This is a genomic window from Micromonospora sp. CNZ285 (assembly GCF_004637285.1).
This window is the reverse complement of the sequence record NZ_SPQD01000001.1, coordinates 514,328-533,691: the sequence shown is the minus strand read 5'-3', so window position 1 is coordinate 533,691 and position 19,364 is coordinate 514,328. Positions and strand designations below refer to the sequence as shown.

17 protein-coding genes are annotated in these 19,364 nt (G+C 73.0%); 8 read left to right on the top strand and 9 right to left on the bottom strand.

The features are described 5' to 3' along the window. Positions 1-27 precede the first annotated feature (27 nt). The 3 genes from CLT75_RS02450 to CLT75_RS02440 form a co-directional block, all read right to left on the bottom strand. Positions 28-900, bottom strand: a complete 873-nt coding sequence (locus tag CLT75_RS02450) for an ABC transporter ATP-binding protein (RefSeq protein WP_135239285.1) — start codon at positions 898-900, stop codon at positions 28-30. After that, positions 897-1,931: a FecCD family ABC transporter permease gene (locus CLT75_RS02445; protein WP_486485040.1), complete on the bottom strand. Its 1,035-nt coding sequence runs from the start codon at positions 1,929-1,931 to the stop codon at positions 897-899. Before CLT75_RS02445 ends, CLT75_RS02450 begins: the two co-directional genes overlap by 4 nt. Positions 1,932-2,050: 119 nt before the next feature. Then, positions 2,051-3,097 carry a FecCD family ABC transporter permease gene (locus tag CLT75_RS02440; RefSeq protein ID WP_135239284.1) on the bottom strand — a complete coding sequence of 349 codons (1,047 nt, stop codon included), beginning with the start codon at positions 3,095-3,097 and terminating at the stop codon, positions 2,051-2,053. Between the two features lie 106 nt (positions 3,098-3,203). Here CLT75_RS02440 and CLT75_RS02435 point away from each other — a divergent pair, with 106 nt between their 5' ends. Together CLT75_RS02435 and CLT75_RS02430 are read left to right on the top strand one after the other, a co-directional pair. Next, positions 3,204-4,136 carry a MerR family transcriptional regulator gene (locus CLT75_RS02435; RefSeq protein WP_135239283.1) on the top strand — a complete coding sequence of 311 codons (933 nt, stop codon included), beginning with the start codon at positions 3,204-3,206 and terminating at the stop codon, positions 4,134-4,136. A gap of 4 nt (positions 4,137-4,140) precedes the next feature. Next, entirely contained in the window at positions 4,141-4,500 is a 360-nt protein-coding gene (locus CLT75_RS02430) for a YciI family protein (protein WP_013285335.1), read from the top strand. 28 nt (positions 4,501-4,528) lie between these two features. Here the strand turns inward: CLT75_RS02430 and CLT75_RS02425 are convergent, their stop codons facing one another. Beyond that, entirely contained in the window at positions 4,529-4,996 is a 468-nt protein-coding gene (locus tag CLT75_RS02425) for a cytidine deaminase family protein (RefSeq protein WP_486485039.1), read from the bottom strand. A gap of 146 nt (positions 4,997-5,142) precedes the next feature. Between CLT75_RS02425 and hrpA the strand changes: the two genes are divergently transcribed. Beyond that, the gene (gene hrpA, locus CLT75_RS02420; protein ID WP_135239281.1) at positions 5,143-9,138 is read left to right on the top strand and encodes an ATP-dependent RNA helicase HrpA; all 3,996 of its coding nucleotides are present in this window, start codon (positions 5,143-5,145) and stop codon (positions 9,136-9,138) included. A gap of 131 nt (positions 9,139-9,269) precedes the next feature. Here hrpA and CLT75_RS02415 read toward each other — a convergent pair whose 3' ends face one another. Beyond that, a complete protein-coding gene (locus tag CLT75_RS02415; protein ID WP_013285332.1) occupies positions 9,270-10,199 on the bottom strand; it encodes a LysR family transcriptional regulator in 930 nt (309 codons plus the stop codon). Between the two features lie 83 nt (positions 10,200-10,282). On the opposite strand from CLT75_RS02415, the gene CLT75_RS02410 reads away from it, so the two are divergent. From CLT75_RS02410 to CLT75_RS02395, 4 genes are all read left to right on the top strand, one after another. Next, positions 10,283-10,966: a succinate dehydrogenase cytochrome b subunit gene (locus tag CLT75_RS02410; protein WP_135243882.1), complete on the top strand. Its 684-nt coding sequence runs from the start codon at positions 10,283-10,285 to the stop codon at positions 10,964-10,966. Position 10,967: 1 nt separating this feature from the next. Next, positions 10,968-12,902, top strand: coding sequence for a fumarate reductase/succinate dehydrogenase flavoprotein subunit (locus tag CLT75_RS02405; protein WP_135239280.1), 1,935 nt, complete (start codon positions 10,968-10,970; stop codon positions 12,900-12,902). Beyond that, on the top strand, positions 12,899-13,651 hold the full coding sequence (locus tag CLT75_RS02400) for a succinate dehydrogenase/fumarate reductase iron-sulfur subunit (protein WP_013285329.1): 753 nt from the start codon (positions 12,899-12,901) through the stop codon (positions 13,649-13,651). Before CLT75_RS02405 ends, CLT75_RS02400 begins: the two co-directional genes overlap by 4 nt. Before the next feature lie 135 nt (positions 13,652-13,786). After that, positions 13,787-14,494, top strand: coding sequence for a TetR/AcrR family transcriptional regulator (locus CLT75_RS02395; RefSeq protein ID WP_013285328.1), 708 nt, complete (start codon positions 13,787-13,789; stop codon positions 14,492-14,494). Here the strand turns inward: CLT75_RS02395 and CLT75_RS02390 are convergent. The 4 genes from CLT75_RS02390 to CLT75_RS02375 are packed head-to-tail and all read right to left on the bottom strand — an operon-like array spanning position 14,480 to position 18,639. Next, a complete protein-coding gene (locus tag CLT75_RS02390) occupies positions 14,480-15,613 on the bottom strand; it encodes an acyl-CoA dehydrogenase family protein (protein ID WP_135239279.1) in 1,134 nt (377 codons plus the stop codon). The two genes, CLT75_RS02395 and CLT75_RS02390, sit on opposite strands and share 15 nt — an antisense overlap. Positions 15,614-15,635: 22 nt before the next feature. Further along, positions 15,636-16,664 carry an LLM class F420-dependent oxidoreductase gene (locus tag CLT75_RS02385; RefSeq protein ID WP_135239278.1) on the bottom strand — a complete coding sequence of 343 codons (1,029 nt, stop codon included), beginning with the start codon at positions 16,662-16,664 and terminating at the stop codon, positions 15,636-15,638. Continuing rightward, positions 16,664-17,821, bottom strand: coding sequence for a CaiB/BaiF CoA transferase family protein (locus CLT75_RS02380; protein ID WP_135239277.1), 1,158 nt, complete (start codon positions 17,819-17,821; stop codon positions 16,664-16,666). The genes CLT75_RS02385 and CLT75_RS02380 overlap by 1 nt, the downstream gene beginning before the upstream one ends. Further along, positions 17,818-18,639 (bottom strand): enoyl-CoA hydratase-related protein, encoded by an 822-nt coding sequence (locus tag CLT75_RS02375; RefSeq protein WP_135239276.1) that lies wholly within the window; start codon positions 18,637-18,639, stop codon positions 17,818-17,820. Before CLT75_RS02375 ends, CLT75_RS02380 begins: the two co-directional genes overlap by 4 nt. A gap of 43 nt (positions 18,640-18,682) precedes the next feature. Between CLT75_RS02375 and CLT75_RS02370 the strand changes: the two genes are divergently transcribed. Next, a complete protein-coding gene (locus CLT75_RS02370) occupies positions 18,683-19,363 on the top strand; it encodes a GntR family transcriptional regulator (RefSeq protein WP_135239275.1) in 681 nt (226 codons plus the stop codon). Position 19,364 lies beyond the last annotated feature (1 nt).

The window sequence follows — 19,364 nt, the reverse complement described above, 5'->3', positions numbered from 1 at the left end:
TCCTTTCGGTGGTGCGGGTCGGCGCGCTCAGGCGTCGCCGACGGGGGCGCCGGCCGGAGCCGGCGTGACGGCCGGAACGGCCGAGGTCTGTGTGTGCGGGGCCTGGGTGGGGGCGCCCTGGGTGAGGGCCGGCACCACGAGCGGGGCGCCGCTGACCGGGCAGGGCACGACCACGCAGTCCAGTCCGAACACGTCGCGGACCAGGTCCGCGGTGAGGATCTCGCGCGGCTCGCCGGCGGCCACCACCGCGCCGTCGCGCATGGCGATCAGGTGGTCGGCGTACCGGGCGGCCTGGTTGAGGTCGTGCAGCACGGCCACCACCGTCCGGCCGCGCTCGGCGCGCAGCCGGTGCAGCAGGTCCAGCACCTCGACCTGGTGGGCCAGGTCGAGGAACGTGGTCGGCTCGTCCAGCAGCAGCGCGTCGGTGTCCTGGGCCAGCGTCATGGCGATCCACACCCGCTGGCGCTGCCCGCCGGAGAGCGTGTCCACCGGGCGGTCGGCGAGCGCACTCACGTCGGCCAGCCGCATGGCCTCCTCGACCGCCCGCCCGTCCTCGGCCGACCACTGCCGCCACCAGCGCTGGTAAGGCTGCCGGCCGCGCCCGACCAGGTCGGCCACGGTGATCCCCTCGGGCACCAGCGGGCTCTGCGGCAGGACGCCGAGCCGCCGGGCCACGTCCCGGGTCGGCAGGTCGCGGATCGCCGCGCCGTCCAGCAGCACCGCGCCGCGCCGGGGCGTGAGCAGCCGGGCCATCGTGCGCAGCAGCGTCGACTTGCCGCAGGCGTTCGGGCCGACGATCACGGTGAACGTGTCGGCCGGCAGGTCGAGGTCCAGTCCGTCCAGCACGGTGCGGCCCTCGTAGCCGACGACCAGGTCGCGGGTGGACAGCAGCGCGGTCACGACCGCCTCCCTCGGGTGCGCAGCAGCACGAAGATCAGGTACGGCCCGCCGATCGCCGCGGTGAGCACGCCGGCCGGCAGTTGGGTCGGCGCCAGCAGCCGGCGGGCGCCCAGGTCGGCGAGGACCAGCAGCAACGCGCCCAGCAGCGCGGCGCACAGCAGCGGCGGGCGCTCGGCGCGGACCAGCCGGCGGGCCACCTGCGGGGCCACCAGCGCCACGAAGTCGACGGCGCCGACCTGGGCCGTGACCATCGCGGCGGCCAGCACACCGGTGCCGGCCAGCCCCATGCGCCGGGCCACCGGCCGCAGGCCGATCCCCCGCGCGGTGTCGTCGTCGAGCGCGCTGCTGCGCAGCGCCCACCCGGCCCAGAGCAGCACCGGCAGCAGCACGGCGAGCGTGCCGGCGATCCACGCCGCCTCGCTCCATCCCTTGCCGGCGAGCGTGCCGATCAGCCAGATCTGCGCGCGCAGCCCGTCGATCGGGTCGGCGGTGAGCATCACCACCTCGATCAGCGCCCGGAACGCGAACGCCACCGCCACGCCTGCGAGCACGAACCGCTGGGCCGCCAGGCCGTGCCGGGCGCCGAGCGCGAACACCGCCACCGCGGCGGCCAGGCCGCCGAGCAGCGCCGCCGGCGCCACCAGCACCGCCGCCGCGCCGCTGGTCAGCGCGATCGTCGCGGCCAGCCCGGCGCCCTGGGTGACACCGATGACGTCGGGGCTCGCGAGCGGGTTGCGGGCGACGCTCTGGATCAGCGTGCCGGCCACACCGAAGGCCGCACCGGCCACCGCCGCGAGGACCGCGCGAGGCAGTCGCAGGTCGCGCACCACGAGGTCGTACGGCGTACCGGCGCCGGAGAGCGACCGCACCACGTCCACCGGCGCGACGTACGGCGTACCCAGCGACAGGCTGACCACCACCGCAGCGCACAGCAGCACGAACAGCACGACCGCCACGACAAGCGGCCGCCACCGGAACGGCACCACCACCGCCCCGACCCGCAGCACTCCACGCCCCCGCAGCCGTCGCACCCCACCCCGTTGATCTTGCACTTCGGGCCCCTCGGGTGCCCGGAATGCCCCCTTCGTCGGGGCGGCAAGTGCAAGATCGCGGGAGCCGGGGGTGGGGGTGGGGGTGGGGGTGGGGGTGGTCATGTCGTCACCGTCTTGGCTCGGTGGACCAGGAAGGCCAGGAGCGGGGCGCCGAGCAGGGCGGTGATGATGCCGGCCGGGATCTCGCCGGGCGGGGCGACGAGGCGACCGGCCACGTCGGCGGCGAGCAGCAGCGCCGGACCGAGCAACGCGGCGACCAGGAGCGTCCACCGCTGGTCCGCGCCCACCAGCGCCCGGGCCAGGTGCGGCACCGCCAGCCCGACGAAGGCGATCGGCCCGGCGGCGGCCACCGCCGCGCCGGTGAGCAGCACGCCACCCGCCCCGGCGGCGAGCCGCACCAGCGCGACCCGGTGCCCGAGTCCCCGGGCCACGTCGTCGCCTAGCGCGAGCGCGTCCAGTCCGCGGGCGGCGAGCGCGGCCAGCACCACCCCGGCCACCACGAACGGCAGCACCTGCCCGGCCACGCCGACGCCCCGGCCGGTCAGCCCGCCGACCACCCAGAAGCGGTACTCCTCGAACGTGCGGGCGTCGATGCTGAGCAGCGCGTACACGATGGCGCCGAGACCGGCGTCGAGGGCCGCGCCGACGAGCGCGAGGGTGACCGGGCTGGCGCCCTCGCGGGTGCGGTTGGCGATGGCGAACACGAGCAGTCCGGCGAGCAGCGCGCCGGCGATGCCGAACCAGACGTACCCGGCGAGCGTGCCCACCCCGAACACGGCGATGGCCAGCACCACGCCGAACGACGCCCCGGCGCTGATGCCGAGGATGCGCGGCTCGGCCAGCGGGTTGCGGGTGACCGCCTGGAACAGCACCCCGGCCAGTGCCAGCGCCAGGCCGACGACGAGCCCGAGGGCGGTACGCGGCAGCCGCAGTTCCCGGACCACTGTGGTGGCGTCGCCGCCGTCCGGCGAGACGAGCGCGTGCCACACCTGGTCGACGGGGAGGTGCCGGCTGCCGAGCGCGAGGCTGGCCAGCAACGCCAGCAGGAGCAGGAGCGCCGCCGCCACGGTGACCGCGACGCGGCGGACGGTGCCGCGGCGGACGGGAGTCCCGGCCCGCGCGGGCCGGACGGCGACGGTGGTCACGAGAGGGCTTCGCCTTCCGATTAGGTGCGCCTTACCTTAGCTGACCTGGTAAGGCGTACCTAAGCGGGTTGCGCCTCCACCAGGTGGAGGAACGATGGTGGATGCCATGGACGGTGCGGAGCGCTACTCGATCGGTGACCTGGCCCGGCGAACCGGGCTGCCGGTGAAGACCATCCGGTTCTGGTCCGACCGCGGCATCGTGCCGCCCACCGACCGGGGACCGGCCGGCCACCGCCGCTACGACGCGGCGGCGGTGGCCCGGCTCGACCTGGTACGGACGTTGCGCGAGCTGGGCGTGGACCTGCCCACCGTGCGCCGGGTGGTGGCGCGGGAGGTCAGCCTGGCCGAGGTCGCCGCGGCGCACGCGGACGCGCTGACCGCGCAGATCCGCCTGCTGCGGACGCGCCGCGCGGTGCTCACGGTGATCGCCCGGCGCGGAGCCTCCCCGTCCGAGGCCGACCTGCTGCACCGGCTGGCCGGCCTGGCCACGCGGGAACGACGGCGGCTGGTCGACGAGTTCCTCGACGCGGCGTTCGGCGGCCTGCCCGATCCGGGGTTCGCGGGCATCAGGCGGTCGCTCACACCGGAGCTGCCGGACGATCCGGACGACGCCCAGGTCGAGGCGTGGGTGGAACTGGCCGAGCTGGCTCAGGACCCGGAGTTCCGGGCCGGGCTGCGCCGGCTGGCCGAGCAGCACGCGGCGGACCGGGACGGCGCCGAGGGCGTACGCCGGGACGTGGTCGCCGTGGTCCGGGAGGAGGTGGCCCCGGCGCTCGCCGACGGCGTCGAGCCGGCCTCGCCGGACGCCGATCCGATCCTGGCCCGGGCGGCGGGCCGGTACGCGCGGCTCTGCGGCCGTCCGGACGACGCCGACCTGCGCCGGCGGATGCTGGACCGGTTGCGGACCGCGCACGACCCTCGCCGGGAGCGGTACCTGGAGCTGCTCTCCGTGGTCAACGGCTGGCCGCCGCCCGAGAGCCTGGCGCCGGTACTGGACTGGTCGATCCGGGCACTGCGCGCCCGGCAGCCCCTAGCCTGAGGGCATGCGATTCGACAGGCACACGGTGGTGCTCCTGGTCCGCCCGGACGACGCGCCGGACCTGCCGCAGGACGCCCTCGACCGGATCCAGGACGCCCACCTGGCGCACCAGGCCGGGCTGGTGGAGCAGGGCGCGGTGCTCGCGGCCGGACCGTTCCTGGACGGCGACGACGGGCGCGTCCGCGGTTTCGTGGTGCTGTCGGTGGATCCGCAGATGGCCCGGGAGCTGTACGCGAACGACCCGGCGGTCCGCGCGGGACGACTCGTCGCGCAGGTCAGCAGCTGGATGGTGCCGGAGGGTCAGGTCCGCTTCGAGCAGGTGCCGGTCCCCCGCTCGATGCTGGAGGCCGCGGCCGGCGACTGAGCGTCGCGGCTCGCCGCGCCCCGGGCCGTCAGTCCTCCGGTGCCTGCCGGCTGCCCGGCACCACAGGCGTCGGCCACACCCCGGCGCGGGCGGCGACCGGCACCTCGACCTGCTGGTCGGACCAGACGTACGTCTCGGGCAGCAGGTCGGTGATCGGGATCGCGCGCAGCCCGTCGGGCGGGCCGACGATCACCTTGATCGACGGGAAGTAGTCGAGCAGCACCTGACGGCAGCGCCCGCACGGCGGGAGGACGCCCCGGCCCCGGTCCCCCACCGCGACGATCGCCTCCAGCTCGCCCGCGCCCTGGGTCGCGGCGGCGCCGAGGGCCACCACCTCGGCGCACGGGCCGCCGGTGAAGTGGTAGACGTTCACGCCGCTGAACACCCGGCCGTCGGTGCTGCGTACGGCGGCGGCGACGGTGTGGTTGTCGCTGCGGCAGCGCAGCTTCGCGACGGCGGTGGCGGCCTGCACGAGCGCCCGGTCGGTGTCCCGCATGATCATCCCCGCCCCTCGTCGGCCTCGTCCGTCGGCCTCGTCGGCGGCAACTTTATCCGGCGGGGACCGCCGCACCAGGGAGGGCACGCCCAGCGCCGGTAACCCGGGGGCGGTCCGCCGCGCGGCTGCCTATCCTTGGCGACGACATGCAGAATCCAGCCGTACCCGCCGCCCCTGAGACCGCCCGCGACCTGCACCGCCGCCTCGCTCCCCTGATGTTCCGCGATCAGCGCCGGATCCAGCGGCGGCTCGACGGCGTGCGCCGGCTGCGCGACCCGCAGCGGCGGGAGGCGGCGCTGGCCGAGATCGCGGCCGAGGTGACCCGGGCCGAGGCGCGGCTGGCGTCGCGCCGCGCGGCCGTGCCGGCGATCATCTACCCGCCGCAGTTGCCGGTCAGCGAGCGCAGGGACGACATCGCCGCCGCGATCCGTGACCACCAGGTGGTGATCGTGGCCGGTGAGACCGGCTCCGGGAAGACCACCCAGCTGCCCAAGATCTGCCTGGAGCTGGGGCGCGGCATCACCGGCCTGATCGGGCACACCCAGCCCCGCCGGCTGGCGGCCCGGACGGTCGCCGACCGGATCGCCGACGAACTCGGCACCGAGCTGGGCGACGTGGTCGGCTACAAGGTGCGCTTCACCGATCAGGTGGGCGACAACAGCCTGGTCAAGCTGATGACCGACGGCATCCTGCTGGCCGAGTTGCAGACCGACCGGATGCTGCGGCAGTACGACACGTTGATCATCGACGAGGCGCACGAGCGCAGCCTCAACATCGACTTCATCCTCGGGTACCTCAGGCAGCTCCTGCCCCGCCGGCCCGACCTCAAGGTCGTCATCACCTCGGCCACCATCGAGACCGACCGGTTCGCGAAGCACTTCGCCGACGCCGACGGCAACCCGGCGCCGGTGGTCGAGGTGTCCGGGCGCACGTACCCGGTGGAGGTCCGCTACCGGCCGCTGGTCGAGGTCACCGAGGCCGAGGAGGAGGACGAGGCCGACGAGGAGAACGTCCGGGACCAGATCCAGGCCATCGGCGACGCGGTCGAGGAACTGGCCGCCGAGGGGCCCGGCGACATCCTGGTGTTCCTCAGCGGCGAGCGGGAGATCCGCGACACCGCCGACGCGCTGGGCAAGCTGGTGCAGTCCAAGCGGTCGCTGCTCGGCACCGAGATCCTGCCGCTGTACGCCCGGCTGTCCACCGCCGAGCAGCACCGGGTCTTCGCCGCCCACTCCAACCGCCGGGTGGTGCTGGCCACGAACGTCGCGGAGACCTCGCTGACGGTGCCCGGCATCAAGTACGTGGTGGACCCGGGCACCGCCCGGATCTCCCGCTACTCCAGCCGGCTCAAGGTGCAGCGGCTGCCGATCGAGCCGGTCTCGCAGGCCAGCGCCAACCAGCGCAAGGGCCGCTGCGGGCGTACCTCGGACGGCATCTGCATCCGCCTCTACGACGAGCAGGACTTCGACTCGCGCCCCGAGTTCACCGACCCGGAGATCCTGCGGACCAACCTGGCCTCGGTCATCCTCCAGATGACCTCGATCGGGCTCGGCGACGTCGCGGCGTTCCCGTTCATCGACCCGCCGGATCGGCGCAACGTCACCGACGGCGTGAACCTGCTGCACGAGCTGGGTGCGCTCGACCCGGCCGAGACCGACCCGGCGAAGCGGCTCACCGCACTGGGCCGGCGGCTGGCCCAGCTCCCGGTCGACCCCCGGCTGGCCCGGATGGTCCTCGAAGGCGAGCGCAACGGCTGCGCCACCGAGGTCGTGGTGATCGCCGCCGCGCTGTCCATCCAGGATCCGCGGGAACGCCCGGCCGACAAGCAGGCCCAGGCCGACCAGGCGCACGCCCGGTTCGCCGATTCCGAGTCCGACTTCGTCGCGTACCTGAACCTGTGGCGCTATCTGCGGGAGAAGCAGCGGGAGCTGTCCTCCAGCGCGTTCCGCCGGATGTGCAAGTCCGAATACCTCAACTACCTGCGGGTACGCGAGTGGCAGGACATCGTCAGCCAGTTGCGCCAGGTGTTGCGTACCTCGGACAAGGGTGAGGGCCGGCGCGGCGCCGGCGCCGACCTGCCCGAGGAGATCGACACCCCGAAGGTGCACCAGTCGCTGCTGCCCGGCCTGCTGTCGCACCTCGGCCTCAAGGACGCGCAGAAGCACGAATACCTGGGCGCGCGAGGCGCGAAGTTCGCGATCTTCCCCGGCTCGGCGCTGTTCAAGAAGCCGCCGCGCTGGGTGATGGCGGCCGAGCTGGTGGAGACGTCCCGGCTGTGGGGGCGGGTGGCCGGGCGGGTCGAGCCGGAGTGGGTCGAGCCGCTGGCGCAGCACCTGGTCAAGCGCAGCTACAGCGAGCCGCACTGGGAGAAGAAGCAGGCCGCGGTGATGGCCTACGAGAAGGTCACGCTGTACGGCATCCCGATCGTCACCTCCCGCAAGGTGAACTTCGGGCGGATCGACGCAGGTCTGAGCCGGGAGCTGTTCATCAGGCACGCCCTGGTCGAGGGCGACTGGCAGACCCACCACCAGTTCTGGCGGGACAACCAGAAGCTGCTGACCGAGATCGAGGAGCTGGAGAACCGGGCCCGGCGCCGCGACATCCTGGTCGACGACGAGACCATCTTCGCCTTCTACGACCAGCGGATCCCCGCCGACGTGGTCTCCGGCCGGCACTTCGACTCGTGGTGGAAGAAGACCCGCCGGGAGCGGCCCGACCTGCTCACGTTCACCCGCGAGCTGCTCGTCAACGACGGCCGGGGCGGGGTGGACGAGGAGGACTTCCCGGACGAGTGGCGGGCCGACGGCGTGACGCTGCCGCTGACGTACACGTTCGACCCGACCGTGCCCACCGACGGCGTCACCGTGGACATCCCGCTGCCGCTGCTCAACCAGGTGCCGGCGGAGAGCTTCGACTGGCAGGTGCCGGGGCTGCGCGAGGAACTGGTGATCGCGCTGATCCGGTCGCTGCCCAAGCCGGTACGGCGCAACTTCGTGCCAGTGCCCGACTACGCCCGCGCCGCGCTCGCCGCGATCACGCCGGGCGAGGAGCCGCTGCTGGCCGCGCTGACCCGGCAGCTGCGCCGGATGACCGGGGTGACGGTTCCGGCGGACGCGTGGGACCTGGGCAGGCTGCCGCCGCACCTGCGGGTCACGTTCCGGGTGCTCGGCGACGACGACAAGCCGGTCGCCGAGGGCAAGGACCTGCCGGCGCTGCAACGCGAGCTGCGCCAGGAGGTACGCCAGGTCGTGGCCGCCGCCGCGCCCGACGTGGCCCGTACCGGGCTGACCGAGTGGTCGATCGGCGCGCTGCCGCGCACCATCGAGCAGGTCCGCGCCGGCTTCGCGGTGACCGCGTACCCGGCGCTGGTGGACGAGGGCGCGACGGTCGGGGTGAAGGTGTTCGACTCCGCCGCCGAGCAGGAGGCCGCGCACTGGGCGGGAACCCGGCGGCTGCTGCGGCTGACGATGCCGTCACCGGCGAAGTTCCTCCAGGGGCGGCTGAGCAACGAGGCGAAGCTGGCGCTGTCCCGCAACCCGCACGGCAGCGTGCCGGAGCTGATCGAGGACGCGGCCGGCGCGGCGATCGACAAGCTGATCGACGACGCGGGCGGCCCGGCCTGGGACGCCGAGGGCTTCGCCGCGCTGCGCGACAGGGTGCGGGCCGATCTGGTGGACACCGTGGTCGAGGTGATGGAGCGGGTGCGCCGGGTGCTCGCGTCCGCGTACGCGGTGGAGCAGCGGCTCGGCGCCACCCGCAACCTCGCCGTGGTGGCCGCGCTGGCCGACATCCGCAACCAGCTCACCGGCCTGGTGCACAAGGGTTTCATCACCGAGACGGGGTACGCGCGCCTGCCCGACGTGCTGCGCTACCTGACCGCGATCGAGCGGCGGCTGGACCGGTTGCCGGGCAACCCGCAGCGGGACAAGCAGCAGCAGGATCGGGTCGCGGTGGTGCAGAAGGAGTACCAGGACATGCTGGCCGCGCTGCCGCCGGCCCGCCGTCAGGAGGCGGCGGTCCGCCAGATCCGCTGGATGATCGAGGAGCTGCGGGTGAACGTCTTCGCCCAGGCCCTGGGCACCCCCTACCCGGTCTCCGAGCAGCGCATCTACCGAGCCATGGACGACGCCGAGTCCCGCTGACCCGCCCGCCCCCGCCCCGCCCTCGCCCCGTCGATCTTGCACTTGGTGCCCCCGCGCAGTGGCATTCGCACCTTTCGCCGGGGCCGAAACTGCAAGATCGCGCGGGAGAGGGGCGGCGGGAGAGGGGCGGGTCAGAGGGGCTCTACGCCTGGGGGGAGTTCGGCGGTGGCGGTGGCGTCGTGGACGTACTCCAGGAGGATGCGGCGCAGCTCGCGCCCGGCGTGGGTGGGCACCACGTCGCGGCGGCGGGCCACCGCGATGGTCCGGCGGACGCCGGGCGGGACGAGCCGGGTGACCCGGATGCCGGCGCGGCGGGCCACCACGATGCCCGGCACCAGCGCGACGCCGAGCCCGGCCTCGACGAAGCTGAGCACGGCGTCCATCTCCCCGCCGTCGACGGACAGGGTCGGCTCGAACCCGGCCGCCCGGCACGCCTGGAGCGTGGCGTCGCGCAGGTCGTAGCCCTCGCGGAACATGACGAGCGGCTGGTCGCGCAGGTCGGTGATGCGCAGCTCCCCGGCTTCCGAGGCGCCGGGCAGCGGGTCGACCGAGGCGACCACCAGGCTCTCCCGCAGGATCGGGTCGGCGCGCAGCCCCGGGTCGGTGCCGGCCGACGGCATGATGATCAGGGCGAGGTCGAGGTCGCCGCGGAGCAGGTCACGGACGAGGTCCTGCGAGCCGCCCTCCTCCACGCGCAGGTCGATCGTGGGGTGCGCGTCGCGGAACCGGCGCAGCACCGGCGGGGCGAGCGAGGTGGCGAGGCTGGGTGTGGCGCCGAGCCGGACCCGGCCCCGGCGCAGCCCCACCAGCTCCTGCACCTCGCGGGTGGCGGTCTCCACGTCGGCGAGGATCCGCTTGGCCAGCGGCAGCAGCACCTCACCTGCCGCGGTCAGTGTGATGTTGCCCCTTACCCGCTCGAACAGCGGGGCCCCCAGGTCGGTCTCCAGCGCGTGAATTTGCTTACTCAACGAGGGCTGGGTTATGCCGACAAGATCGGCTGCCTGGGTGAAATGTCGTACTTCGGCGACCGCCACGAAGTACCGAAGCTGATGGAGCTGCATCTACATAGCTTACGGCTATCAACGCTGCGATTTCGATGCATTGGACGCCTGATCGAAGTGCTCCTAGCGTCGACCGCGTGGTAATCACGAAAACTCGGTCGCCCATCCGCTCGAACGTCGGCCTCAAGGCCGTCATGGCGGTGACGGGCATCATCCTCGTGCTGTTCCTGATCGCGCACATGCTCGGCAACCTGAAGATCTTCACGGGTGAGACGTCGTTCGACCACTACGCGCACTGGCTGCGGGACATCGGCACGCCGCTGCTGCCGACGACGTGGTTCCTGTGGATCCAGCGCACCGTGCTCACCGTCGCCGTCCTCGGGCACATCGGCGCGGCCACCGTGCTCGCGATGCGGTCCCGGGCCGCCCGCCCGGTCCGGTACGCGCACCGCCGCAAGATCCACGTGAACTACGCGGCCCGCACGATGCGCTGGGGTGGTGTGATCATCCTGCTCTTCGTGATCTACCACATCCTCGACCTGACCACGGGTCACCTGAACCCGCAGGGCGACCCGGCCAACCCGTACGGCAACGTGGTCGCCGACTTCGCGCCGGAGCGCTGGTACGTCACGCTCTTCTACACCCTCGCGCTCGTGACCCTCGGCTTCCACCTGCGCCACGGCGCCTTCAGCGCGTTCCGCAGCCTCGGCCAGCAGACGCCGAAGGGCGAGCGCCGGGCCCGGATCGCCGCGCTCGTCTTCGCCGTCGCGCTCGTCGGCGGCTACCTGCTGGTCCCGTTCGCCGTGATCACCGGATTGGTGTCCTGACATGGATCTCTACACCGAGGGCGACCCGATCGCCGACACCCGGGCCCCGGACGGCCCGATCGAGGCGCGGTGGGACCGCCACCGCTTCGAGATGAAGCTGGTCAACCCGGCCAACCGCCGGAAGATGACGGTGATCGTGGTCGGCACCGGCCTGGCCGGCGGTTCCGCCGCCGCCACGCTGGCCGAGCAGGGCTACCAGGTGCGGTCCTACTGCTACCAGGACAGCCCGCGCCGGGCCCACTCGATCGCCGCGCAGGGCGGCATCAACGCCGCCAAGAACTACCGCAACGACGGCGACTCGGTGCACCGCCTGTTCTACGACACGGTCAAGGGCGGCGACTTCCGCTCCCGCGAGTCGAACGTGCACCGGCTGGCCGAGGTGTCGGTGAACATCATCGACCAGTGCGTGGCGCAGGGCGTGCCGTTCGCCCGCGAGTACGGCGGCCTGCTGGACACCCGCTCCTTCGGTGGCGCGCAGGTGCAGCGCACCTTCTACGCCCGGGGCCAGACGGGCCAGCAGCTGCTGCTCGGCGCGTACCAGGCGCTGGAGCGGCAGATCGGCCTGGGCAACGTGGAGATGAATGCCCGCCACGAGATGCTCGAACTGGTGATCGTCGACGGCCGGGCGCGCGGCATCGTGGTCCGCGACATGGTCACCGGCGAGATCAGCACCGAGATGGCCGACGCGGTCGTGCTCGCCTCCGGCGGCTACGGCAACGTCTTCTACCTCTCCACCAACGCCAAGGGCTGCAACGTCACCGCCTCCTGGCGGGCGCACCGCAAGGGCGCGTACTTCGCGAACCCCTGCTACACGCAGATCCACCCGACCTGCATCCCGGTCTCCGGCGACCACCAGTCGAAGCTGACCCTGATGAGCGAGTCGCTGCGCAACGACGGCCGGGTGTGGGTGCCCAAGGCCAAGGGCGACCAGCGCAGCCCGCGGGACATCCCCGAGGACGAGCGGGACTACTACCTGGAGCGGATCTACCCGTCCTTCGGCAACCTGGTCCCCCGTGACATCGCCTCCCGCGCCGCGAAGAACGTGTGCGACGAGGGACGCGGCGTCGGCCCGACCGGCCTCGGCGTCTACCTGGACTTCGCCGACGCGATCAACCGGCTGGGCCGCAAGGCCATCGAGGCCAAGTACGGCAACCTCTTCGAGATGTACGAGCGGATCACCGGCGAGGACCCGTACGAGGTCCCGATGCGGATCTACCCCGCCGTGCACTACACGATGGGCGGCCTCTGGGTCGACTACGACCTCCAGTCGACGATCCCCGGCCTGTTCGTGATCGGTGAGGCCAACTTCTCCGACCACGGCGCGAACCGGCTCGGCGCCTCGGCGCTGATGCAGGGCCTGGCCGACGGCTACTTCGTGCTGCCGAACACGCTCGCCAACTACCTGGCCTCCAGCTCGCTGGACAAGGTCGACGCCAGCCACCCCGAGGCGGTCGCGGCGCGCACCGAGGTCGAGGACCGGATCAAGCGGCTGCTGGCGATCAACGGCGACCGCACCGTGGACTCGTTCCACCGCGAGCTGGGCCAGATCATGTGGGAGCACTGCGGCATGGAGCGCTCCGAGGCCGGGCTGCGCAAGGCGATCGACGAGATCCGCGCGCTGCGCGAGCAGTTCTGGCAGCGGGTGCGCGTGCCTGGTGACGGCGAGGGCCTCAACCAGTCGCTGGAGAAGGCCGGCCGGGTGGCCGACTTCTTCGAGCTGGCCGAGCTGATGTGCATCGACGCCCTGCACCGCGAGGAGTCCTGCGGCGGCCACTTCCGGGCCGAGCACCAGACGCCCGACGGCGAGGCGCAGCGCGACGACGACCGGTTCGCCTACGTGGCGGCCTGGGAGTTCACCGGCACCGGTGAGCCCGTGCTGCACAAGGAAGACCTGACCTTCGAATACGTCCACCCCACGCAGCGGAGCTACAAGTGAACCTGACCCTGCGCATCTGGCGCCAGACCGGCCCCGAGGACAAGGGTCGGATGGTGACCTACCCGGTGCAGGACGTGTCCCCGGACATGTCCTTCCTGGAGATGCTCGACGTACTCAACGAGCGGCTGATCCTCGACGGCGAGGAGCCGGTGGCGTTCGACCACGACTGCCGCGAGGGCATCTGCGGCATGTGCAGCCTCATGATCAACGGTGAGGCGCACGGCCCGCAGCGCGGCACCACCGCCTGCCAGCTGCACATGCGGCAGTTCTCCGACGGCGACACGATCGACATCGAGCCGTGGCGGGCCCGGGCCTTCCCGGTCGTCAAGGACCTGGTGGTCAACCGCAACGCGTTCGACCAGATCATCGCCGCCGGCGGCTACGTCACCGCGCCGACCGGCAGCGCCCCGGAGGCGCACTCGGTGCCGGTGCCGAAGGCCGACGCGGACGCCGCGTTCGAGTCGGCTGCCTGCATCGGCTGCGGCGCCTGCGTGGCGGCCTGCCCGAACGGCTCCGGCATGCTGTTCACCGCCGCGAAGATCACCCAGCTCTCGCTGCTGCCGCAGGGCCAGCCGGAGCGCTACACCCGAGTGATCGGCATGGTGGACGCGCACGACGAGGCCGGCTTCGGCGGCTGCACCAACATCGGCGAGTGCGCGGCGGCCTGCCCGAAGGGCATCCCGCTGAACACCATCGGCCGCCTCAACCGGGACTACCTGAAGGCGACCGCCAAGCGCTCCGGTTCCTGACCGGACACCGCACGACAGACGCGACCGCCGCGCCCCGCATCGGGGGCGCGGCGGTCGCGCTTGCACGGGGGTACGCCCCGGCGATTGGTACGGTGAAGCGTCAACCGCGTCACCGTCTCTCCCGGGAGGGCACCCATGGCCCGGACCGCTCCCGCGCAGGCGTCCTCCCCCGAGGCGGGTCACGACGAACCGGCCGACCGGCCCGAGTCGCTGCTGGAACGCGCCTTCACCGAGGCGTTGCACAGCGCCGACGACAGCGACGAGGTGGCCACCCGGATCCTGGACGCGGCCTACGAGCAGTTCTGCCGGATGGGCATCCGCCGCTCCACGATGGAGGACGTGGCCCGCCGGGCGGGCGTCTCCCGGATCACCGCGTACCGCCGGTTCGCCACCAAGGACCGGCTGGTCGAGCAGGTGGTCCGCCGCGAGTTCCGGCGCTACTTCGACCGGTTCCTGGTCGACATCCAGCAGGCGGCCACGGTCGGCGACCGGGTGGTGCTGGGCTTCGTCAGCGCGCTGGACGCGATCCGCCGCAACCCGCTGATCGGCGGGCTGATGAGCGTCGAACCGGACGTGCTCATCCCCTCGATGATCAGCGACGGCGGGCGCACGCTCGCCACCGTGCAGCGGTTCGTCGCCGGGCAGTTGCGGCGCGAGCAGCGCGCCGGCACCATCGCCGCCACAGTCGACGTGGAGGTGGTGGCCGAGCTGATGACCCGGCTGTCCTGCTCGTTCCTGCTCACCCCGAGCCACGTCATCGACCTGGACGACGCCGACGAGCTGCGGACCATGGCCCGTCGCTTCCTCGTACCCATGCTGGAGCCCGGCTCACAGGCCGAGTGACCGGCCGATCACCTCCTTCATGATCTCGGTGGTGCCGCCGTAGATGGTCTGGACGCGGGCGTCCAGGTAGGCGCGGGCCACCGGGTACTCGCGCATGTAGCCGTAGCCGCCGTGCAGCTGGAGGCACCGGTCGACGACGCGCTGCTGCAACTCGGTGCACCACCACTTCGCCATCGCCGCCGTCTCCGCGGTGAGGTCCGGCGCGACCAGGCAGTTGTCGACGAAGACCCGGCCCAGGCGCAGCTCGGTGGCGAGTTCGGCGAGCACGAACCGGTTGTGCTGGAAACTGCCGATGGGACGGCCGAACGCCTGGCGCTGCTTGCAGTAGTCGAGCGTCTGCGCGAACACCGTCTCGGCGCCGGCGAGCGCCGCGACGGCTATCGACAGCCGCTCCAGCGGCAGGTTGCGCATCAGGTAGCCGAAGCCCTTGCCCTCCGTGCCGAGCAGGTTGGCCGCTGGTACGCGGACGTCGGAGAAGAACAGCTCGGCGGTGTCCTGCGCCTTCTGCCCGAGCTTGTCGAGGTTGCGGCCGCGCTCGAACCCGGGCATGCCGCGCTCGACCACGAGCAGGCTGATCCCGCGCCGTCCGGCACCGGGATCGGTCCGGGCCACCACGACGACCAGGTCGGCCAGGATGCCGTTGCTGATGAACGTCTTCTGCCCGTTGAGGACCCAGTCGTCGCCGTCGCGTACCGCTGTGGTGGTGATGCCCGCCAGGTCGCTGCCCGCGCCGGGCTCGGACATGGCGATGGCGGTGACGATCTCACCGGAGCAGAAGCCCGGGAGCCAGCGCTGCTTCTGCTCCTCGGTGGTCAGGTCGGTCAGGTACGGGCCGATGATGTCGTTGTGCAGGCCGAACGCGGGCCCGCTCGCACCGGCCCGGGCGAGTTCCTCGGTCAGGACGGCGTGGAAGCGCCGGTCGGTGACCCCGGCGCCGCCGTACCGTTCGTCGACGAAGAAGCCGAGCAGTCCGGCGGCGCCGGCGGCCCGCCACACGCCGCGGTCGACGATGCCGTCGGCCTCCCAGCGCTCGTGGTGCGGGGTGATCTCCTTGTCGATGAAGGCGCGCACCAGTTCGGCGAACGCCAGGTGGTCGGCGGTGAAGATCGCGCGGTCCATGTGTGTCGGCTCCTCCCCTGCGCTACCGGGCCATGTCCGCGACGGCGGCGACGAGGCCCCGGGGGTCCTCGCCCAGCGGCGCGACGTTGAGGATCGTCACGCCCGCGTCGCGGTACTCCTGGACCCGATCGCGCACGTAGCTCTCCGGTCCGATCAGGCTGGTGCGTTCCAGCAGTTCCGCCGGCACCGCGGCGGCGGCCTCGGCCTTGCGGCCGGCCAGGTAGAGGTCCTGGATGCGGTCGGCCTCGGCTTCGTAGCCGTAGCGGCACAGCAGGTCGTGGTAGAAGTTGCGGCCCTTGGCGCCCATCCCGCCCACGTACAGGGCGATCAGCGGCCGGGCGAGGTCGCGCAGCCCGGTCACGTCCGGGCCGATCGCCAGCGGCCCGCCGGCCACCACCTCCAGCGGCCCGAGATCAGGGGACCGTTTCGCCCGGCCGGCCGCCAGCGCGGCGCCCCAGACGTCGCCGGCGCGCTGCGGGTCGTAGAGGAACGGCAGCCACCCGTCGGCGATCTCGGCGGTCATCCGGACGTTCCGGTCGCCGAGGCTCGCCACGTGGATCGGGATGCGGTCGCGGACCGGGTGGGTGAGGATCTTCAGCGGCTTGCCCAGCCCGGTGCCCTCGCCGGGCGGCAGCGGCAGCCGGTAGAGGCCGTCGTTCGTCAGCGTCTCGCGCCGCCACACCCGCCGGCAGATGTCGATCACCTCGCGGGTGCGGGCCAGCGGCCTGTCGTACGCGACGCCGTGCCATCCCTCGATCACCTGCGGTCCGGAGGCACCGAGGCCGAGGATGGCCCGGCCACCGGACATCGCGTCCAGGCCCGCGGCGGTCTGCGCCAGCAGAGCCGGGGTACGCGAGAAGATCGGCAGGATCGCGGAGCCGATGTGCACGCGGCTCGTCCGGGCGGCGAGGTAACCCATCACCGTGGCCGCGTCGAAGCCGTACGCCTCGGACACCCAGACCACGTCCAGGCCGTCCTGTTCCCAGGCGGCCACGTCGTCGGCGCCGCCACGGGGGTCGGCGGCGTACGCCAGTGTCGTCCCGATACGCATCAGTGCGCTCCCTGCTTCCGGCCGACGACGCCGTCGTCCAGCCACCGCGGTAGGTGTGCGCCCAGTCCCCAGTCGGTGAGGACGGGCTCGGTGTCCGCGCCGGGCGCGGGCGGCGGGCCGCCGACCCGGCCGGGTGTCGCGGACAGGCGGGGCGCCACGGCCGGTTGCCGGACGCCGAAGTGCTCCTCGTACGTGCCGCGCGCGGCCAGGTGCGGGTGGCCCGGCGCCTCGGTGAGCGACAGCACCGGCGCGACGCAGGCGTCGGTGCCGTCGAACACCGCCGTCCACTCGTCGCGGGTACGGCCGGCGAACACCTCGGCGAAGCGGGCGCGCAGCACCGGCCATCCGGCCACGTCGTGCTGTGCCGGCAGGTCCGTGCCTGCGAGTCCGAGCAGCCGCAGCAGTTCGGCGTAGAACTGCGGTTCCAGCGCGCCCACCGCCATGTGCCCTCCGTCGGCGGTGGCGTACACGTCGTAGAACGGCGCGCCGCCGTCGAGCAGGTTGCGGCCCCGCTCGGGTCGCCAGGTGCCCTGCGCGAGCATCCCGGCGAACGGGGTGGTGAGGTGGGCCGCGCCGTCCACGATGGCGGCGTCGACGACCTGCCCACGGCCGGTGGCGGCGGCGACGTGCAGCGCGGCCAGGATGCCGACGACCAGGTAGAGCGAGCCGCCGCCGAAGTCGCCGACCAGGTTGAGCGGGATCTGCGGCGGCCCGCCGGCGCGGCCGATCGGGTGCAGCGCCCCGGCTACGGCGATGTAGCCGATGTCGTGGCCGGCGGCGCGGGCCAGCGGCCCGGCCTGGCCCCAGCCGGTCATCCGCCCGTACACCAGGCCCGGGTTGCGGGCCAGCGCGGCCTGCGGTCCGACGCCGAGCCGTTCGGCCACGCCGGGGCGCCAGCCCTCGATCAGGATCGCGGCCCGGCCGGCCAGCGCGAGGACCACCTCGGCGCCGTCGGGGTGCTTCAGGTCCACCACGATCGAGCGCTTGCCCCGGTTGAGCAGGTTCCGCGCGGGGTCACCGGCCGGGAGCGCGCCGGGTTCCGGCCGGTCGACCCGGACCACGTCGGCGCCGAGGTCGGCCAGCAGCATGGCGGCGAACGGGCCGGGTCCGATCCCGGCCAGTTCCACGACCCGGACGCCGTCCAGGGGCCCGCTCACGCGCCGGCCCGTGGGGCGAAGCGGGGTGCGCGGCCCTGGGCCCGGCTGAGCAGGGCCTCGCCGAAGTCGGCGCCGGCCAGGGACTCGACCATGAGCCGGATCGCGTCGGCGGCGGCCTCGGCCGCGCCGGTCTCCAGACCGGAGAACACCTGTCGCCGGATCACCGCCATGGACGCCGGTGAGCAGTGCTCGGCCAGGGCCGCGGCATAGGCTTGTGCCTCGGCCAGCACCTCGTCGCGCGGGAGCACGCGTTGCACAAGTCCGATCCGGAACGCCTCCACGGCGTCGACCTTGCGGCCGGACAGCAGCAGGTCCAGCGCGGCGCCGACGCCGATCAGCCGGGGCAGCAGCCAGGCGCTGCCGTACTCGGCGACGAGGCCGAGCCGGCTGAACGAGGTGGACAGGCGCGCCTCCGCCGCCATGAACCGCACGTCGGCGTAGAGCGCGTGGACCAGGCCGAGGCCGGCCGCGCCGCCGTTCATCGCGGCGACGATCGGGGTGCCGAGCGTCAGCGGCAGGTGCGGCGGGAAGCCGAACTCGCCGGCGAGCAGGTCGCGGTTGCGTTCGTCGAGCAGCGCGGCGAGCGCCTCCGGGTCGGCGCCGGAGCAGAACCAGTCACCGGAGCCGGTGACCACGACCGCCCGGACCTCCGGGTCGGCGTCCGCCGCCACCAGGGCCGCGTAGTAGTCGCGGAACATCTCCAGCGACATCGCGTTGCGCCGGTCGGGCCGGTCGAACCAGATGGTGCGCACGCCGTCGCTGGTGGCGGCCCGCAGTCCGGCGCCGGCCGGTTCGGACTCCGGCACGGTCGAGCTCATCGGCGCTCCTGTTCTGACATTTGACATTTGATACCCTGAGCTGGTGGCGGACCGCGGCAGGATCCAGAACGTCTCTCAGCCCCAGCTCTCCGAGACCGTGGCGAGTCTGCTGCGCGACCGGATCATGTCCGGCCAGCTGCGCCCCGGCGAACGCATCCGGCTGGAGGAGGTCGCCCAGGAGACCGGGCTGAGCATCACGCCGGTACGCGAGGCGCTGCTGATGCTGCGCGCGGAGGACATGGTCGAGCTGCAACCGCGCCGCGGGCACGTGGTGGCGCCGCTGTCCCGGCAGGACATCATCGACGTGTTCAGCCTCCAGGGCCACATCGCCGGTGAGCTGGCCGCCCGGGTCGCCACCGGCATCACCCCGGACCAGCTCGACGACATGCGGCAGCAGCACGAGCGGCTGCGCCGCGCCGCCCAGGCCCGGCAGGTCAGCCGCGTGGAGCAGCTCGAATACGAGTTCCACCGCCGGATCAACCGGCTCGCCGACGCGCGCAAGCTGTCCTGGCTGCTGCGCACCGTGACCCGCTACACGCCGTCGCGGTTCTACGCCGCCGACCCCGAGTGGCGGGCGGGCATGATCGCCGATCACGAGGCGCTGCTCGACGCGCTCGAAGCCCGCGACCCGGAGGCCGTCCGGCCGGTCATGGCCCGGCACTTCACCGACGGCGCGGAACGGCTGGTCAAGCACCTCGACGGCCTGGGCGTGTGGAACGAGTGAG